Raw genomic sequence first — 17,118 nt, forward strand, 5'->3', positions numbered from 1 at the left:
CTGACAGCCCACAACCCTGCGACCCCCCGCCACGCCACGACCTTGGTCGACACTGACTAACCCCGGCCATCGTGCGAGACTGTCTGTCCGGGCGGGAGGCCCGGGTGTCTTTGGTTGCCTGGAGTTCCCATGTCGCTGTCCAGCGGGCTGATTGCCGTCGTCGCCCTGGCCTATATGGCCATCATGTTCGCCATCGCCTTCTACGGCGACCGCCGCAGCGCGCCCTTGCCGCCGCGGATGCGGGCCTGGGTGTACAGCCTGTCGCTGGCGGTCTACTGCACCAGCTGGACCTTTTTCGGCGCGGTGGGCCAGGCGGCCGAGCAGCTCTGGTCCTTCCTGCCGATCTACCTCGGGCCGATCCTGTTGTTGCTTGGTGCGCCGTGGGTCCTGCAAAAAATGGTGATGATCAGCAAGCAGGAGAACATCACCTCGATTGCCGACTTCATTGCCGCCCGCTACGGCAAATCGCAGTCCCTGGCGGTGGTGGTGGCGCTGATCTGCCTGGTCGGCGTGCTGCCCTACATCGCACTGCAGCTCAAGGGCATCGTGCTCGGCGTGAACCTGCTGATCGGTGCCGGCGCCGATGCCATGGGCGTTCGCGCGCAAGACACTGCACTGGTGGTGTCCCTCGTCCTGGCGCTGTTCACCATTGTCTTCGGCACGCGCAACCTCGACGCCACGGAACACCACCGCGGCATGGTGTTGGCGATTGCGTTCGAGTCGCTGGTCAAGCTGTTCGCTTTCCTGGCGGTGGGCGCCTACGTGACCTTCGGCCTCTACGACGGTTTCGATGACCTGTTCGACCAGGCCATGCTCGCCCCGCGCCTGGAGGAATACTGGAAGGAGACCATCAACTGGCCATCGATGGTGGTGCAGACCGGCGTGGCGATGATGGCGATCATCTGCCTGCCGCGGCAGTTTCACGTGACCGTGGTCGAGAACATCGACCCGCAGGATCTGCGCCTGGCCAAATGGGTGTTCCCGGCCTACCTGGCCCTGGCGGCGTTGTTTGTCGTGCCGATCGCGTTGGCGGGCCAAATGCTGCTGCCCAGCTCAGTGCTGCCGGACTCCTTCGTCATCAGCCTGCCGCTGGCCCAGGCTCATCCTGCCCTGGCGTTGCTGGCCTTTATCGGCGGCGCATCGGCGGCCACGGGCATGGTGATCGTGGCCAGCGTGGCGCTGTCGACCATGGTCTCCAACGACATGCTGCTGCCCTGGCTGCTGCGCCGCAACAATGCCGAGCGACCGTTCGAGGTGTTCCGCCAGTGGATGCTGTCGGTGCGCCGCGTGACCATCGTGGTCATCCTGCTGCTGGCCTACGTCAGCTATCGCCTGCTGGGATCGACCGCCAGCCTGGCGACCATCGGCCAGATCGCCTTCGCCGCCGTGACGCAACTGGCACCGGCGATGCTCGGCGCGTTGTACTGGAAACAGGCCAACCGCCGCGGCGTATTTGCCGGCCTCGCCGCCGGTACATTCCTGTGGTTCTACACACTGATCCTGCCGATTGCCGCCCACAGCCTCGGTTTATCCCTGAACAGTTTTCCGGGCCTGGCGTGGCTGCACAGCAACCCGTTGAACCTGCCGATCACCCCGCTGACCCAAGGCGTGGTGCTGTCGCTGGCGGGCAACTTCACGCTGTTCGCCTGGGTCTCGGTGTTGTCGCGCACCCGCGTGTCGGAGCACTGGCAGGCCGGGCGCTTCATCGGCCAGGAAATCAGTGCCCGGCCCAGCGCCCGCTCGATGCTCGCGGTACAGATCGACGATCTGCTGCAACTGGCCGCGCGCTTCGTCGGTGAAGAACGCGCGCGGCAGAGCTTCATCCGTTTTGCCTACCGCCAGGGCAAGGGCTTCAATCCGAACCAGAACGCCGATGGTGAGTGGATCGCCCACACTGAACGATTGCTCGCGGGTGTGCTGGGGGCTTCATCGACGCGGGCGGTGGTAAAAGCCGCCATTGAAGGCCGTGAAATGCAACTCGAAGACGTCGTGCGCATCGCCGACGAGGCTTCCGAAGTCCTGCAATTCAACCGCGCGCTGCTGCAAGGCGCGATCGAGAACATCACCCAGGGCATCAGCGTGGTCGACCAGTCGCTGAAGCTGGTGGCCTGGAACCGCCGCTACCTGGAGCTGTTCAACTACCCGGATGGCCTGATCAGCGTCGGCCGGCCGATTGCCGACATCATCCGCTACAACGCTGAGCGCGGCTTGTGCGGCCCCGGTGAAGCGGAAGTGCACGTTGCGCGTCGCCTGCACTGGATGCGTCAAGGCCGGGCGCACACGTCCGAACGGCTGTTCCCCAATGGCCGGGTGATCGAACTGATCGGCAACCCGATGCCTGGCGGCGGCTTCGTCATGAGTTTCACCGACATCACCGCGTTCCGCGAAGCCGAGCAGGCGTTGACCGAGGCCAATGAGGGCCTGGAACAGCGTGTCGCCGAACGCACACACGAGCTGTCGCAACTCAACGTCGCCCTGACCGAAGCCAAGGGCACCGCCGAGGCCGCGAACCAGTCGAAAACAAGGTTTTTGGCGGCGGTCAGTCATGACCTCATGCAACCGTTGAACGCCGCGCGCCTGTTTTCCGCGGCGCTTAATCACCAGGACGACGGCTTGTCCACCGAGGCGCAAAAACTGGTCCAGCACCTGGACAGCTCGCTGCGATCGGCCGAAGACCTGATCAGCGATTTGCTGGACATTTCCCGCCTGGAAAACGGCAAGATCAACCCGGATGCCAAGCCGTTCGCAATCAATGAATTGTTTGACACCCTGGGTGCCGAGTTCAAGGCGCTGGCGCGAGACCAGGGCCTGGAATTTCGCGTCAGAGGCAGTTCGCTGCGCATCAACAGCGACATAAAGCTGTTGCGCCGCATCCTGCAGAATTTCCTCACCAACGCTTTCCGCTATGCCAAGGGGCCGGTGCTGCTGGGCGTGCGCCGTCGCCAGGGTGAGGTGAGCCTTGAAGTGTGGGACCGTGGGCCAGGCATTCCGGAAGACAAGCAACAGGTGATCTTCGAAGAATTCAAACGCCTCGACAGCCATCAGACCCGCGCCGAAAAAGGGCTTGGCCTGGGGCTGGCGATCGCCGACGGACTATGTCGCGTGCTGGGGCACAAGCTGCAGGTACGCTCGTGGCCGGGACGCGGCAGCGTGTTCAGCGTCAGCGTCCCCTTGGCCCGCGCCCAAGCCGCGCTGCCGGCCCAGCCCGCCGAACTCAATGGCAAACTGCCCAGCGGCGCCCGGGTACTGTGCATCGACAATGAGGACAGCATCCTGATCGGCATGAACAGCCTGCTCACCCGCTGGGGCTGCCAAGTCTGGACCGCGCGTAACCGCGAGGAATGCATGGCCCTGCTCAGCGATGGCCTGCGCCCGCAATTGGCACTGGTGGATTACCACCTGGACGATGGCGAAACCGGGACCGAACTGATGGCGTGGCTGCGCACCCGACTGGGCGAGCCGGTGCCCGGCGTGGTCATCAGCGCCGACGGACGCCCCGAGACCGTGGCCCAGGTGCATGCTGCGGGGTTGGATTATTTGGCCAAGCCAGTGAAACCGGCGGCGTTGCGGGCGTTGTTGAGTCGGCATTTGCCGCTATAACGCTGTCGCTGTAGCTCGCGAGCCTTGCGCACCGATCCTTCCCATGCTCCGCGTGGGAATGCCGCCGGGGACGCTCCGCGTTCCGCTTTCGACGCAAGGCTTGAGTCGGGTGCAAGGGTGACGCGGAGCGTCACGGGATGCATTCCCACGCAAAGCGTGGGAACGATCAACAATCGCGGGCAGGCTCGCCTATTCCGGCAATTCGACCAAGCCGTCAACATCGGTCATCGCCCGCTCCAGCAAGTCTGCTGGCAGGCTCTTGCTCGCCCGCGCCCCCAGCAGCTTGAGCTGCTCACTGCGGCTGACCAGGTTGCCGCGTCCTTCTGTCAGCTTGTTGCGCGCCGAGCTGTAGGCCTTGTCCAGTTGCTGCAAGCGATTGCCGACTTCGTCGAGATCCTGGATGAACAGCACGAACTTGTCGTACAGCCACCCGGCCCGCTCGGCGATTTCCCGGGCGTTCTGGCTTTGCCGCTCCTGCTTCCACAGACTGTCGATGACACGCAGGGTCGCCAGCAGCGTGGTCGGACTGACAATCACGATGTTGCGGTCGAAGGCTTCCTGGAACAGTGTGGGCTCTGCCTGCAACGCAGCGGAAAACGCCGCTTCGATCGGCACGAACAACAGGACGAAGTCCAGGCTGTGTAAGCCGTCCAGGCGTTTGTAATCCTTGCCGGCCAAGCCCTTGACGTGGTTGCGCAGTGACAGCACGTGTTGCTTGATGGCGATCTGGCCGATGGCTTCGTCTTCGGCCGCCACGTACTGCTGATAGGCCGTCAGGCTGACCTTGGAGTCGACGACCACCTGCTTGTCGCCGGGCAGGTAAATGATCACGTCCGGCTGGAAACGCTCGCCGTCCGGGCCCTTGAGATTGACCTGGGTCTGGTACTCGCGCCCCTTCTCCAGCCCCGCATGCTCAAGCACGCGCTCCAGAATCAACTCGCCCCAGTTGCCCTGGGTTTTCTGTCCTTTCAAGGCGCGGGTCAGGTTGGTGGCTTCGTCGCTCAGGCGCAGGTTGAGCTGTTGCAGGCGCTCCAGTTCCTTGGCCAGGGAAAAGCGCTCTCGGGCTTCAGCCTGATAACTTTCCTCGACGCGCTTTTCAAAAGACTGGATGCGCTCTTTCAACGGATCGAGCAATTGCCCCAGGCGCTGCTGGCTGGTTTCGGCAAAACGCTGCTCGCGCTCGTCGAAGATTTTCCCGGCCAGTTCGGCGAACTGCGCACGCAGCTCGTCCCGCGAGCCCTGCAGGTCGTTGAGGCGCTGCTGATGGCTTTCTTGTTGCTCGCGCAGCTCGGCCTTGAGAGAAGCGGCCAGGGCGTCGAGGCGGCGCAGTTCGACTTCTTTGCCGGCGCGTTCGATATTCCAGGCGTGAGCAGCATCGCGGGCATCGTCACGTTCGATTTGCAGCAGCTCGACCTCACGGCGCACGGCGGCGAGGTCCGCCTGCCTGGCTGCGTGGGCTTGACTGAGATCGGCGATTTCATCGCGACAGGCCTCAAGTTGCGCATTCAGGCCATCCTGCGCCAGGTTCGCCGTGGCCAGGCGCTCTTCCAGCAGCGACGCCTGGGCCTGGGCGGTGCTCGCCCGGCGCTGCAGTTGCCAGGCCAACACCAGCAATGGCAACGCCGCGCCCGCCAGCCCCAGCAATGCGCTGGTCAAGTCCATAGCCATAGCCACTCCTGCCATTGAGGTAAAGCCTGAAGGTTAACCAAGGCGTCAGGTCTTGGACAGCTCAGTCTTCGATCAGGCCCAGTTCCTGCTGCGCGCGCAAGTCCCCTGCCCGCGCGGCTTGACGCAAGAGATCCTGGCCAATCCGGCGATCCCGGGCATTGCCGCATTCACGGCACATCAGTTGCCCCAGCCTGCTTTGCGCGGCGACGACGCCTTCTCGGGCCGGTTGCTTGAGCAAACGTCCGGCGATGTGTTTGACGTTGGGGTTCTCGCCCAGGCGTGGGCTGTCCAGCAACCACTCGGCTACCCGCATCGAAAAGCGCTTGGGGGAGGTAACCGTGGACGATTTGGCGGAAGAGGAAGGAGGTGGTGTACGAAACTTCATAAAGCACTGTGGGCAGATCGGAAGGCGCGCCACTTTACTCTCTTTTTCTTACAGGTAAAGCCGAAAAAAACCCGGCACGCCCGTCCTAGAGCAAGCGCTCGGGACAATCCACAGAAGCTGTGGATAACTCAGTGGACAACCGTCATTGAACTCGCGCAAAGGCTTATGGAATGGGGCCTGCAGTCAAACTGACGATTTTTTCACCAGTTAAAAAAGACGATATTTTTCATTGACTTAAATTTTGGTTACAGGCACCCACTGCAGTTGAAGGCTGGATGACAGCGCGGTGACAGTCCAGGCAACTAATGTGCACAACTACCTTCTGGACGGTTATATCACCGGGTTTTTTCGGCGCATTTTTCTTGATTCCTGGGGATAACCCTTCGGTAAACCCCCGCCCCAGGCGGCTTCGAGCGATGACCGCCGGTCGGTTTGTGCGCGATGACCGAACGGTTTCCAGGCGCCGTCGACGAAGGATGACGCCAAGCGACCATCCAGATTTTTTTACCAGCACACTTCCCTTTGCCTTTTCAATCCGTTACTATCCGCGGCGTTAGTACCAAGCTGAAAGTCAATTCTGGTCGAACAAATCCCCCCGGCGCAGCCTTCCCACAGGAAGCCGCTACCGAAAAAGCGGGATCGACCACCTCGATGGTTTCCAGGTAAATCTTGCGCCAACACAGCCTTTGAATCGAAAGCAAAGGGTGTTGCCAAGCTCATTTACGCTGACCGAACCAGCCTGCAAATTGATCAGGATCTTCACCCCGGGCCCAGAACCTTTGCCCTTGATGTGTTGCCTGCCCTCCTAAGTACCTACCTGCCAGCCCAAGCGCGCCAATTTATCAGCGCTTCAAACTGGCTGCTTTGTTCCAGTCTGGGTTCTTCGTTCGACCAACGGTGGTCGTCGTTACTGGAACGTTTTAATTTTGCACGGCTCTTATCCGTGTCGCTTGTAGGAACACCCAATGACTATGTCTACTCAAATCCACACCCAGGATGCCATCCGCACCCTAACCAACGCTTTTGCACCGATGAACTGCCTGATCATGGCCGCTCGCAAAGGCTGTTTCAGCTTCACCCTGGTCAACGAACACGGCATCGCGCGTCACAGCGAACGCCTGTACCCCGACCAGTATTCCAGCGCCGAACCGCTGCAGGCGGTCATCGAGCGTACGCGTCAGGCCCTGGTCGCCTGATACGCCAGCAAGCCTGAAACACCAGAAGCCCCGCCCGAAAAGCGGGGCTTTTTGTTGCGCAAGGTTTCACGATGACTAAGCACGGATAGATATAACGTTTATAACTCGCCGACAGAAATATTTTAAAAACAGTCCTTTACGCGGTGAATATGACACTAGACTTCAACTCAAGCGGGCTTGATCCGCTTCCGACGAGCCTGAGTCGATTCACCGCTGCCAAAGCCTTTCAGGTTCGTCGCCAATTTGATGTATCGAGGGTTTTATGGGTATCGCTGCCAGCGAACTGTGCCGTTATGTGATCCGTCCGACCTTGATCTACCTGGGACGCCATAGCGCAACCGCCGAATCCCTGCTGCTAGGCATCGCCGCCAGCCAGTCAGCCCTTGGTTCCGCCCTGCATGACCGCCGTGGACACGGCCTGTATCGAATCGCCGAACCCCGCCACCAGGCACTTTGGGACCATTACCTGGCACTCGATCCGGAACGCGCCAGCCTGGTGCGTGGCCTGGCCAGCCAACATGCATTCCTCAGCGGCCCGCACCTGGAATTGACCGTCAACCTGCGTTACGCCACCGCCATCGCCTGGCTGCTGGTCGAAGAACAGAATACCCCCCTCCCCGAACCAGACGACTTGCTGGGCATGGCGCGAATCTGGCGCCAGACCTTCCAGCCCCAGGGACGCCTGCGAGACTTCACCTGCGCCTGGCAAACCTGTGTTGCACCGCTGAATCAGGTCGCCTGCTGAGTGCCCCGAATCCAAAGATCGCTCAACTGGCAGCGAATTTGGTCGGATTGTCCTACAAAACCGCTCTAAATCAAGCATTACAGCCTATGGCGCTGGGACGAAAATGTTGGTAATTTTCGCCCCGGTGATCACCAGGAGTTCTAATAATGAAAAAAGTAATGCTCAAAACCACCATTAGCCTCGCCGTTGCCTTGGCATCCACCCAGATCTTCGCGAGTGGTTTCGCCCTCAACGAACAAAGCATCAGCGGGATGGGGACAGGTTTTGCCGGGCGATCTTCCGCTGCCGACGACGCATCCACCGTATTTGGCAACCCTGCCGGCATGTCGCGCCTCAAAGGCCAGCAAATCACTGGTGGTATCGCAGCGATCGATGCCTCGAGCGATATCAGCGATACCAGCGGGCGTTCAACCGGAACCAACAAAGGCGATATGGTTCCGTTCACCTCGGTACCGATGGGTTTCTATACAAATAAACTCAACGATGAATGGTCGGTCGGCTTTGGTGTCTACGCTCCGTTCGGACTGATCACCGACTACGAAAGCGGCTATCAGGGTCGCGCATTCGGCAGCAAGAGCGAAGTTAAAGTCATCTCTCTGCAGCCAACTGTCAGCTACGCCTTCAATGACAAAGTATCGATCGGTTTTGGCCCTACCATCAACCGTATTTCCGGCACACTGGAATCGGACATTGCTCTCCCTGTTCGCGGGACTGGCGACAACAATATTCAGATCAAGGGCGACGATACGGCCTGGGGCTTTACCGCCGGCGTCTTGGTGCAAGCCACCGACACTACTCGCGTGGGCCTGACCTATCACTCGAAAGTGAACTACAAGCTCGACGGCCATACCGAAGTAACTGCCGGCACCAATGTGCCGCCTCAGCTACTCAAAACCAGCCGTTACGATGCGTCGTTGAAGATCGAAACACCTGAGTCCTATGACCTTTCCGTGACTCAAGATATCAACGATGCCTGGAAGCTCTATGCCGGTGCGACCTGGACTCGCTGGAGCCGCCTGAAAGACATTACGGTCAACAACGAAGGCGTAAGCGCACTCAGTGGTGGCGCACTTGCCCCACAAATCGTTGGCACCATCAAGGAAGATCAGAACTGGCATGACACCTGGGCGTACGCCGTGGGTACTTCCTACCAGTTGAACAAGCAGTGGGTACTGCGTACCGGTCTCACCTTTGACCAGTCGCCTACCAACAACACTGATCGTTCGCCACGCATTCCTACCGGCGACCGGACAATCTTCAGTGTCGGTGCGGGCTTCAACCCAACAGACGACTGGACCATTGACGTGGCTTATTCCTACCTCAAGGAAGAATCTGTCAATGTCGCCCGACAAAATGGTCTGGGTCAGTCCTACAACGCCAAGTACGAAAACAGTGCAAACGGTTTCGGTGTCGGCGCGACTTACCGCTTCTGATGACCGTCAGCGAGCCTGAAAGACTCGCCGCCTGAATCAAAAAAAACCCCGCTCTCTGACACAGAGGCGGGGCTTTTTTGTAAGCGCTTTTTTGTGGGAGCGAGCCTGCTCGCTCCCACAGATCAGGGGGTGGAAGCCAACGGTGGCGAAGCCAGGGCTTTCTCTACCGCCTCAATGAACTCGGGATCATCGGGCTTGGTCAGGCTGGAAAAGCTGGCAATCACCTTGCCCTGGCGATCGACCACGTACTTGTAGAAATTCCACTTCGGCGCGCCGCTTTGTTTGGCGAGGACCTGGAACAGGTGCGTGGCATCGTCGCCACGGACCTTCTGCGGTTCGGTCATGGTGAAGGTCACGCCGTAGTTCACGTAACAGACCTTGGCGGTCTCGGCGCCGTCCCTGGACTCTTGCTTGAAGTCATTGGACGGCACACCGATCACCTCCAGCCCCTGTTCCTTGTAGCGCTGATTGAGCGCCTCGAGGCTTTTGAACTGCGGGGCGAAACCACAGAAGCTGGCGGTATTGACCACCACCAGCGGCTTGCCGGCGAAACGCTGGCACAGATCGATGGATTCTTTGGCGCGCAGCTTGGGCAACGAGCCTTCGAGCAGCGCCGGGCACTCTGCCGCCTGGGCCAATCCGGTAAACGCTACCAGTAACGCGGGAACCGCCAGCCAGCGCATCAGCATATCGGTGCTTCCTTGAGAGTTCTTGTGAGATTGAAGTTACTCGCCCTCACTTGCTGCTAGCAAGCGTCCTTGAAGAATGCCGCCCTCTAGCACGCCCCCATGCCCAGCTGCATCAACGCCAGGCCGCCCTGATGCCAGCCCCACCAAGCCACGGCCAGCAGCAAGGCGCAGACAGCGACGATCACCAGACGCGGCCAGAGGCTGTTCATGTCGCACTCAACTGGCTTTGCAGACGCGCCACGGGCCGCTCACGCACGGGCCAGTTAAGCGCGGCAGCCATCAGGCTCAAGAGGATCGCCACCTGCCAGATCAAGTCATAGCTCCCGGTCCGGTCGTACACCACCCCGCCCAGCCAGCCACCGAGAAATGACCCGAGCTGGTGAAACAGGAAAACAATCCCACCGAGCATGGACAGGTTTCGTACGCCGAACAAGGTGGCCACGGTGCCGTTGGTCAAGGGAACGGTCGACAACCACAGGAACCCCATGGCCATCCCGAACAGGTAGGCGCTGGTCGTCGTCACGGGCGCCCACAGGAACAACCCGATCACCACGGCGCGCAACAGGTATAGGCCAGTCAGCAAGCGCGGTTTGGACATGCGCCCGCCGAGCCAGCCGGCGGTGTAGGTACCGAAGATGTTGAACAGGCCGATCAGCGCGAGCACCGTGGTACCCACCGTCGCCGGCAGGTGTTGATCCACCAGGTAAGCCGGAAAAACTATACGTTGCGCACAACTACACCTAAATAATAAGCAAATCAAAATCAACAAGTTATTTTCCATATAGTGCCCTGTAACTATATGAAAGCTTTCGGTAGCCATCATCCATGTAGTGCGGAGTCCAATTCCGATCATGATTTCCACGTCGATGGCGCTAACGTTCACAGAGTTGGCCGAATCCGTCGCCTGGTTGGCCACAGCTTCCCCATAACTAAGAGCGGGCAAAAAACGTGCAGGCAGGTGAGGGCAGAGGCGAAGGGCGGTCGTTTGGTGCTCACCACCTAGCCTGCCAGCAAAGTTTTTTCAGGAGCCAATGGCTTTCAGATCTTTCCGAACTTGAGCTAGAAACGCCTTGAGATCCCTGATGTTTTCTTTTCGCATGTAACACGCTGCAATAAGGCTGACAGGATGAACCTCCAAAACGCTGCACAACTCCTCGAGCTTCGCAAGCGTCGGGCTCGTGCCCCCCCGCTCAAGCAAACTGACATTGGTGCGGCTACTTACTAACGAAAAATGCTCCTGCGTCAGGCCTTTCCGAAGACGAGCCTGTCGGAGCGTCGCCCCAAATGCTTCTTTCAGTTCCATTTTGCTCTCTCACAAAAGGAACGATAAGGCGACATTGCGCAATATATGACTACAACATATATTGTTCGCTCGAGATACTGAGGTACCAGCGATGAGCACGGATCACGAAGGGCCGACGATTATTTCCAGCCTTTTCAATGCCGATTTTCTGGGGCGCCCGTTCATGCGGCAGACGGTCATGATCCCTTGGTTTTACCTCGAAGCGCACGTACGCTACGGAAAGGAGTTCGTAGGTGAAATGTTCATGGTGTCATCATTTGACGCGTTAAAAGACATTCTCAAGGTTCAGCACCAGTCATTTCGGGTGCACTCCATTCAGTACGTTACTCCCGGTTTTGTAAATGAAACCGGCCAATGGAAAATGGAGCCGCTCTTGGAGGCAAGTGAGGCGATTAATCAACAGGGTGAGCGGGTTCCGCTTTTCAAGGTTCCTGATCGAACCTACTCTCATTTAGGCGTGAACACCGATGTGAACCTAAAAAGCGTTAGGGTTATATTCACAGCCGTCAAAAGAAAGCGCGATTGACATCGAGCATTCCCAGCGATGCGATGGCGCAAGCCTTGTTCGCTCCCCTACCTAAGGAGTCAATGATGACGATGCCGCATGAGCGTATGCGATCGATAATTCAGGCCAGAGACTTTCTGGTGGTTCTATCCCGTGATCAAGCGTTGCCCGAGCCCATACGCAACGAGGCTCGGCGGCTCTTGCGTCATTACCCCACTTCAAATGAGATTTTGCTAGCTGGAAAGGTGGAAGAACATATGAAGAATGGGTTCACGCCCCTCTTCTTGAGCTCTACGATTGAAGATAGAAATGTCTAAATCCCTGCGACGCCGTCGCGACGCTGAGCCTTTGAAAAAAGGCAGGAACTTGCTAACTTTTCGCTAAAAACTGGTGAGTGGTATGTCTCTTACCGCCAATATCGCCAAGCGCATCAAGTACACTCCCAAAGGACAGCCATTCGGCATCGATCGATTCGTTGACACAGGTTCCCGCACAGCAGTGGCTAAAACCTTATCTCGCCTAGTTGCATCAGGTGAGTTGGAGCGTTTGAGTCGCGGTATTTACATGCGACCAAAGCTCAGTCATTTCGCTGGTTATGCGCGGCCAAGTACCCAATCAATTCTCCGAATAATCGCTAGACGTAATAGCGAGATTATTCAGGTGCATGGTGCAGAAGCGGTCAGATCTTTTGGGCTGAGTACCCAGATGCAAATCAAACCAGTTTTTTACACAAGCGGTGCCACTCGCAAGGTAGCAGTTGGCGGAGCGCTCGTTCACTTGCTCCACGTCTCCCCCCAGAAACTGCAGCATGCCGGCACCAAAGCCGGATTAGCACTTTGCGCCCTCTTCTACTTAGGCAAAAAAGGCATGAATGGCGCTGTCATAGCCAGTATCAAAGCCAAGATGAGCTCGTCTGAATTCAAGAAGCTCACTAACAGTGAGATTCCCGTTTGGATGCAGGTCGCGCTTCGTCAAGCGACTTAATGATTATCGTCTTGTGAATTCCACCTAGCCTTGGGATAAAAATGGGAATTCACTGTCCAGCTTGCTTGGGGACATTGAAGTCGACCATTAAGACTTCTTCGGCCTATGCGAAATTGCACTCCTATTGACACCTGTTTGCATTCGACCTGACCAATCAATTGCATTCGTTTTGACCACCATTTGCATCAATCCAATCAACCTGCACTTCGAGAACGGCTGGCTTCGCCGCTTTCACTCAGCGCTGATTCAGCATCAACGCTTTGTCCGTAATCGTGAGAGTGAGCTATCCGAAAGAGATCAGCCTTTCCACCCTCCTCCCAGCTCCTTGAACAAATCAATGGTCGCTACTCGCTCAGCCAACTGATCACTGATCAATTTTTGCTGTGCAGCGAACAGCGCCCGTTGCGCGTCCAAAAGAGTCAAAGAGCTGTCGATACCTGTCAGGTAGGTGCGGCGATTGCACCGATGGTGCCGACCAGAGAGAAAATCGCGATCTGACTTTGCGTGAGGCCGAATTCACGGCTCAATACCATCGGCACAGCGGTCCAGAACAGACTGAACGCGGCAAACATCAACCCTTGATAGAGGGCTCGCTGACGTAATACGGGTTCGCGGCAAAACAGTTGCCCAAGGGATTTCAGCAACTGGCCATACGACGCGCGATGGGCTGGTTGCCATTTGGGCATGGTCATGCCGATCACCACGAAAATGACCAGCATCAACGCAGCCGCGCCGATAAACACGGCCCGCCAGCCAAAATGATCAGCAACCAGACTCGACAGCGGCCGCGCAAGCAGGGTCCCCAACAACAAGCCCCTATGATCCCGCCCACCACTCGGCCGCGAGACTCCTCCGGCGCCAGATGCGCGGCCAATGGAATCAGCATTTGCACGGAGACTGAGCTGAAACCGATGAGCGCCGAGACGACAAGAAACACGCTCGGCTGCCTGGCCAGACCCGCGGCAATCAGGCTGAAGATCGTAACCACGATCGTCGCGATCATCAGTCGGCGGTTTTCCATGAGGTCCGCCAACGGAATCAGGAAAAACAGGCCCAGTGCATAACCAATTTGAGTCAGCGATACGATAAAGCTGGCGCTGCCATTCGACATGCCGATATCCGGGGCGATCAAGCTAATGATTGGTTGTGCGTAATAGATGTTGGCCACGATGGCCCCACAACAAAACGCAAAGAGAAGAACCATTCCCCTCGTCATTGACGCTTTTGTGATCGCCGCTGCTGTGCCGCTCGATGAAACGCTCATGCCATGGACTCCTGAAATTCGGCGGCGCTGACTTTCCAATGAAGGTCACCCGCAGGATGTTTGCCAGGCGAAAAACATTGGCGGCACTGCACCTCGAGAGAATATGGATAGAATGCAACGTCGCATTGCGTCGTGCGCAAGGAACTCCCGGCTCGGGCAATAAATCCCCTTGAATCAATGACTAGAAATTGATCGACCCACCTCAATTTCGGTCATCTCCTCCACATAGTTCTCGATATCGATACCTTCCCTGACTAGCTTGAAACCACCGCCTATTGCCGGTCAGCGACAAGCCGTTTCGGTTGGGCGCAGAACGTTATTGATTGGTTATTAACTGGCATTTCCATAAAAATGGAGAACCGTAATCTCTACAGCCTCCGCCGCGCCTACCAAAGTCACCCTCTATGTTGGCGCTGATGCGGTTTTTACGCAGGCTGCCGGAAATAATTGATAGACGTTTACCAGTGAGACTCAACTCCACTGCGCACGCTCTGCCAATGTGACGCTGCAAGAACCAAGAAGCGCCACCATCCGGTAACAGGCCCAGCGTCTTGATGAATGGTAAATAAAAATAGGCGTCTTGCGCTGCTAGAACGATGTCCGCCGCCAGCGTCAAAACCACACCTGCGCCTACGACTGGACCATTGAGGACCGTTACGACGGACACTGGAAGGTGATGGAGGTTGAGCGGCCTGACATTCCGAATATCTTGAATCGAGTGTTTGATGTGCCAGCGCCGAATCAAGTCTGGTGTGGCGACATCACCTACATCTGGGTTCAAGATTGTCTCGATCAGATCGGCGAAGCACCCTCCGAATCAGGGGGCATCCAACTGTCTGGCCACTATCGCTATCCCAATCAGAGCTAACTATTAAGGACCTCCACCCACCTAACGAAATTGTAATCACCCAATCACCTTGGCGTTATCTGCAACTTGCAAAGATGTCACGCGGCGACCATGCCGGCGGGACTTTGTCCGCCGAACAATAAAACCCACGCCGACGCAGGTTCCAGTTCTGCCGAAACCAAGGAGTGATTGATGCTTAACAATTCAAAAATGTCGATAGCCGCTTTAGCGGTGGTTGTCGGCTCCGGGCCGTCCATGGTGTTTGCGGAAGATAAAGCAGAGGGCTTTATCGAGGGCAGCAGCCTGTCGGTACTTAACCGAAACTTCTACTTCAATCGTGATTATCGTAAAGGCCAGTCCAGTCCCACAGGCAATGGTTACTCTGAAGCCTGGGCTCAGGGCATTATTGGCAAGTTCGAATCCGGCTTTACTCAAGGCACCGTCGGGGTCGGGGTCGATGCATTTGCGATGATCGGTTTGAAGCTCGACACGGGTGACGGCCGCAATGGTGGTCGCAGCTCGTTTGATGTGCTCCCCGTCAATGGTGACGGTGAAGCGCGGGACGAATACACCAAGGTCGGTGGCGCCGCCAAAGTGCGGGCCTTCGATACCGTGGTCAAGGTTGGTGATGTATTCCCCGCTACTCCGGTGGTGGCGGCGGGTGACTCCCGATTGCTGCCGGAAAGCTTCCGCGGTGTGACGGCCACCAACACCAGTATCGAAGGTCTGTCGGTCCAAGGCGGCCGTCTGCATGCGATGAGCCAACCGGTATCCAGCGATATGCGCGAGAACTTCGCGACCTTCTATGCCGGCCCGGTCGACTCGCCGTGGATCGCATATTTCGGCGGCGACTACTCGCTGAACAAGAACCTCAGTTTCAGTCTGTATTCCAGCCGCCTGAAAGATGCCTGGAACCAGTACTACGCCGGAAACGCCTGGACTTATCCGCTATCTGATGACCTGTCGCTGTTTGGCGACCTGAACTATTACAAAGCGGTCGACGAAGGCAAACAACTGCTTGGCAAGTTCGACAATAACATCTGGAGCGGCCGGGTCGGGGTGAAACTCGGCGCGCACTCCGTGGCCTTGTCGCACCAGCGCAACAACGGCAACGACGACTTCGATTATCTGCGCCAGTCCGACTCGATCTTCCTCGACAACTCCATCCAGTACAGCGACTTCAACTCCCCCAAGGAGCGTTCGTGGATGGTGCGTTATCACCTCAACATGGACAGCTACGGAGTTCCGGGCCTCTCGTTCATGACCCGCTACGCCCGCGGCACCGATGCCGACTACTCGAACGCCAACGCCACCTACATGCGCCGTGATGCTGATGGCAATCCTCTGACTGATCAGAAGCGCTGGGAGCGGGACATTGAAGTCAAATATGTCGTGCAGACAGGTTCGCTGAAAGATATGTCGCTGCGCTTGCGCCAGGCCACTACCCGCGCTACGGCGTTTGAGTCGGATCTGGATGAGGTCCGGGTGATCATCGAGTATCCGTTGGCGATTCTCTGATTTCGCGTTTGATACAAATTCACCTTTAGAAGCTCCCTTGCTCCTTTGGTAAGAGGTGAATCTTTTGGCGTCCTTCGGGGCGCCTTTTTTATTTGCTCAGGATTCACTCACTCGAGTTGTAGAGTGCAACAAGGCAGCGGTTTTATGAACTTGTCTTTGGAAATCGAACGATTGCCAACTCGATGCACTCGACAGGTCCTACAGAGGTGATACAGGCTCAGCGACCATTTCTGCGGCATTCGCCTGCCACGGTGTATCTGATGGTGTTGAGTTGCCCCTGGGAGTCCTCATAGGTCATCACGGTGGGGACTGCTGCGCAGGAAGCTTGCGGTCGGACCATGCTCACCACTTTCACCACGTCCAACTTCATCCCGTATTTATAGTCTTTGATCACTGGTGCAGGTTTACCCAGGTTGGCAGCATATTGCTCCATGGCTTTGGAGTTTGCGCTGACTGCCCTATCGAACGTTTTGTCACCACCGCCCTCAGCGAGCGCATTCAGAGACAGGGCCATGACCGCGATGAACGTCATCGACTTGATAAATTTCATATCCATTTCCTTAAGAAACTGGCTCAAAAAAAAGCCCGGCATCGGTGATTGATGGCAGGCTTATTCAAGTGCGACGCGCTTACATGTCTTTGGCGTTGTCGTCTTTCTTGTCATTTACAACTACGGGATCATTCGTCTTCTCTTTGGCAACATACAGTTCCATTGAGCGTTCTTTAGCCGCCATCATTTTCTCGAAAGTCCTGTCGCCGCCGCCTTCGGCCAATACCATGGACGACATCACCAACGCAGTTGCAAAGATGCTCAGTTGTGCAAGTTTCATAATTTCATGCCTCGTTTGATTGACGAGCTCAGGGTAACAATCCGAACCTATCGCCACGGTGGCGCGAAAATTACATATCCGTTATGTCGCGATAGCCGAATTGAGTTGAGTTAGAGCAAATGAACTGTGGGAGCGAACCTGCCCGAGATAA

General features: G+C 57.4%; 16 protein-coding genes and 2 pseudogenes. 8 read left to right on the top strand and 10 right to left on the bottom strand.

Annotated features, from left to right (window positions below; translation table 11 throughout):
• Nucleotides 1-129 precede the first annotated feature (129 nt).
• Nucleotides 130-3,600: a PAS domain-containing hybrid sensor histidine kinase/response regulator gene (locus tag CGA21_RS14505; RefSeq protein ID WP_188264438.1), complete on the top strand. Its 3,471-nt coding sequence runs from the start codon at nucleotides 130-132 to the stop codon at nucleotides 3,598-3,600.
• Between the two features lie 189 nt (nucleotides 3,601-3,789).
• On the opposite strand, the gene rmuC is transcribed toward CGA21_RS14505, so the two are convergent.
• Nucleotides 3,790-5,154, bottom strand: coding sequence for a DNA recombination protein RmuC (rmuC, locus tag CGA21_RS14510; protein WP_188264479.1), 1,365 nt, complete (start codon nucleotides 5,152-5,154; stop codon nucleotides 3,790-3,792).
• Nucleotides 5,155-5,329: 175 nt separating this feature from the next.
• Nucleotides 5,330-5,653, bottom strand: a complete 324-nt coding sequence (locus CGA21_RS14515) for a sel1 repeat family protein (protein ID WP_110746369.1) — start codon at nucleotides 5,651-5,653, stop codon at nucleotides 5,330-5,332.
• A 971-nt stretch (nucleotides 5,654-6,624) separates the two neighbouring features.
• Between CGA21_RS14515 and CGA21_RS14520 the strand changes: the two genes are divergently transcribed.
• The 3 genes from CGA21_RS14520 to CGA21_RS14530 all read left to right on the top strand — a co-directional run bounded on the left by CGA21_RS14520 (nucleotide 6,625) and on the right by CGA21_RS14530 (nucleotide 9,027).
• On the top strand, nucleotides 6,625-6,849 hold the full coding sequence (locus CGA21_RS14520) for a hypothetical protein (protein ID WP_007898912.1): 225 nt from the start codon (nucleotides 6,625-6,627) through the stop codon (nucleotides 6,847-6,849).
• A 262-nt stretch (nucleotides 6,850-7,111) separates the two neighbouring features.
• On the top strand, nucleotides 7,112-7,594 hold the full coding sequence (locus tag CGA21_RS14525) for a hypothetical protein (protein WP_020800340.1): 483 nt from the start codon (nucleotides 7,112-7,114) through the stop codon (nucleotides 7,592-7,594).
• 146 nt (nucleotides 7,595-7,740) lie between these two features.
• Complete coding sequence (locus CGA21_RS14530) at nucleotides 7,741-9,027, top strand: OmpP1/FadL family transporter (protein ID WP_188264439.1); 1,287 nt, start codon at nucleotides 7,741-7,743, stop codon at nucleotides 9,025-9,027.
• Between the two features lie 122 nt (nucleotides 9,028-9,149).
• Here CGA21_RS14530 and CGA21_RS14535 read toward each other — a convergent pair whose 3' ends face one another.
• The 4 genes and pseudogenes from CGA21_RS14535 to CGA21_RS14545 all read right to left on the bottom strand — a co-directional run bounded on the left by CGA21_RS14535 (nucleotide 9,150) and on the right by CGA21_RS14545 (nucleotide 11,019).
• Nucleotides 9,150-9,716 (bottom strand): glutathione peroxidase, encoded by a 567-nt coding sequence (locus CGA21_RS14535; protein ID WP_110746363.1) that lies wholly within the window; start codon nucleotides 9,714-9,716, stop codon nucleotides 9,150-9,152.
• 86 nt (nucleotides 9,717-9,802) lie between these two features.
• Nucleotides 9,803-9,925: a hypothetical protein gene (locus CGA21_RS30145; protein WP_262927133.1), complete on the bottom strand. Its 123-nt coding sequence runs from the start codon at nucleotides 9,923-9,925 to the stop codon at nucleotides 9,803-9,805.
• A pseudogene (locus CGA21_RS14540) lies at nucleotides 9,922-10,428 on the bottom strand (MFS transporter); the annotation flags it as partial. The gene CGA21_RS30145 and the pseudogene CGA21_RS14540, both read right to left, overlap by 4 nt.
• A gap of 309 nt (nucleotides 10,429-10,737) precedes the next feature.
• Nucleotides 10,738-11,019, bottom strand: coding sequence for a helix-turn-helix domain-containing protein (locus CGA21_RS14545; protein ID WP_188264440.1), 282 nt, complete (start codon nucleotides 11,017-11,019; stop codon nucleotides 10,738-10,740).
• A 91-nt stretch (nucleotides 11,020-11,110) separates the two neighbouring features.
• Between CGA21_RS14545 and CGA21_RS14550 the strand changes: the two genes are divergently transcribed.
• The 3 genes from CGA21_RS14550 to CGA21_RS14555 all read left to right on the top strand — a co-directional run bounded on the left by CGA21_RS14550 (nucleotide 11,111) and on the right by CGA21_RS14555 (nucleotide 12,508).
• On the top strand, nucleotides 11,111-11,545 hold the full coding sequence (locus CGA21_RS14550; protein ID WP_188264441.1) for a hypothetical protein: 435 nt from the start codon (nucleotides 11,111-11,113) through the stop codon (nucleotides 11,543-11,545).
• Between the two features lie 71 nt (nucleotides 11,546-11,616).
• A complete protein-coding gene (locus tag CGA21_RS30250; RefSeq protein ID WP_317451691.1) occupies nucleotides 11,617-11,841 on the top strand; it encodes a BPSL0761 family protein in 225 nt (74 codons plus the stop codon).
• A gap of 82 nt (nucleotides 11,842-11,923) precedes the next feature.
• Nucleotides 11,924-12,508 (top strand): DUF6088 family protein, encoded by a 585-nt coding sequence (locus CGA21_RS14555; RefSeq protein ID WP_188264442.1) that lies wholly within the window; start codon nucleotides 11,924-11,926, stop codon nucleotides 12,506-12,508.
• A 446-nt stretch (nucleotides 12,509-12,954) separates the two neighbouring features.
• Here the strand turns inward: CGA21_RS14555 and CGA21_RS14560 are convergent.
• Both CGA21_RS14560 and CGA21_RS14565 read right to left on the bottom strand, forming a co-directional pair.
• Nucleotides 12,955-13,712: pseudogene (locus CGA21_RS14560) on the bottom strand (MFS transporter); the annotation flags it as partial.
• Between the two features lie 376 nt (nucleotides 13,713-14,088).
• A complete protein-coding gene (locus CGA21_RS14565; RefSeq protein WP_188264443.1) occupies nucleotides 14,089-14,439 on the bottom strand; it encodes an enoyl-CoA hydratase-related protein in 351 nt (116 codons plus the stop codon).
• Nucleotides 14,440-14,811: 372 nt separating this feature from the next.
• Here CGA21_RS14565 and CGA21_RS14570 point away from each other — a divergent pair, with 372 nt between their 5' ends.
• Nucleotides 14,812-16,137, top strand: a complete 1,326-nt coding sequence (locus CGA21_RS14570; RefSeq protein WP_188264444.1) for an OprD family porin — start codon at nucleotides 14,812-14,814, stop codon at nucleotides 16,135-16,137.
• 217 nt (nucleotides 16,138-16,354) lie between these two features.
• Here CGA21_RS14570 and CGA21_RS14575 read toward each other — a convergent pair whose 3' ends face one another.
• Nucleotides 16,355-16,687: a DUF2790 domain-containing protein gene (locus CGA21_RS14575; protein WP_188264445.1), complete on the bottom strand. Its 333-nt coding sequence runs from the start codon at nucleotides 16,685-16,687 to the stop codon at nucleotides 16,355-16,357.
• A 79-nt stretch (nucleotides 16,688-16,766) separates the two neighbouring features.
• Entirely contained in the window at nucleotides 16,767-16,967 is a 201-nt protein-coding gene (locus CGA21_RS14580; protein ID WP_188264446.1) for a co-regulatory protein PtrA N-terminal domain-containing protein, read from the bottom strand.
• Between the last annotated feature and the right edge of the window lie 151 nt (nucleotides 16,968-17,118).

Origin of the sequence: Pseudomonas sp. PSB11 (genome assembly GCF_014596605.1) — a bacterium.
Lineage (GTDB): Bacteria > Pseudomonadota > Gammaproteobacteria > Pseudomonadales > Pseudomonadaceae > Aquipseudomonas > Aquipseudomonas umsongensis.

Bases quoted from the DNA above. Each gene is read 5' to 3' on its own strand.
- CGA21_RS14505 (WP_188264438.1), top strand. From the start codon at position 130: ATGTCGCTGTCCAGCGGGCTGATTGCCGTCGTCGCCCTGGCCTATATG.
- CGA21_RS14515 (WP_110746369.1), bottom strand. From the start codon at position 5,653: ATGAAGTTTCGTACACCACCTCCTTCCTCTTCCGCCAAATCGTCCACG.
- CGA21_RS14520 (WP_007898912.1), top strand. From the start codon at position 6,625: ATGTCTACTCAAATCCACACCCAGGATGCCATCCGCACCCTAACCAAC.
- CGA21_RS14525 (WP_020800340.1), top strand. From the start codon at position 7,112: ATGGGTATCGCTGCCAGCGAACTGTGCCGTTATGTGATCCGTCCGACC.
- CGA21_RS14530 (WP_188264439.1), top strand. From the start codon at position 7,741: ATGAAAAAAGTAATGCTCAAAACCACCATTAGCCTCGCCGTTGCCTTG.
- CGA21_RS14535 (WP_110746363.1), bottom strand. From the start codon at position 9,716: ATGCTGATGCGCTGGCTGGCGGTTCCCGCGTTACTGGTAGCGTTTACC.
- CGA21_RS30145 (WP_262927133.1), bottom strand. From the start codon at position 9,925: ATGAACAGCCTCTGGCCGCGTCTGGTGATCGTCGCTGTCTGCGCCTTG.
- CGA21_RS14545 (WP_188264440.1), bottom strand. From the start codon at position 11,019: ATGGAACTGAAAGAAGCATTTGGGGCGACGCTCCGACAGGCTCGTCTT.
- CGA21_RS14550 (WP_188264441.1), top strand. From the start codon at position 11,111: ATGAGCACGGATCACGAAGGGCCGACGATTATTTCCAGCCTTTTCAAT.
- CGA21_RS30250 (WP_317451691.1), top strand. From the start codon at position 11,617: ATGCCGCATGAGCGTATGCGATCGATAATTCAGGCCAGAGACTTTCTG.
- CGA21_RS14555 (WP_188264442.1), top strand. From the start codon at position 11,924: ATGTCTCTTACCGCCAATATCGCCAAGCGCATCAAGTACACTCCCAAA.
- CGA21_RS14570 (WP_188264444.1), top strand. From the start codon at position 14,812: ATGCTTAACAATTCAAAAATGTCGATAGCCGCTTTAGCGGTGGTTGTC.
- CGA21_RS14575 (WP_188264445.1), bottom strand. From the start codon at position 16,687: ATGAAATTTATCAAGTCGATGACGTTCATCGCGGTCATGGCCCTGTCT.
- CGA21_RS14580 (WP_188264446.1), bottom strand. From the start codon at position 16,967: ATGAAACTTGCACAACTGAGCATCTTTGCAACTGCGTTGGTGATGTCG.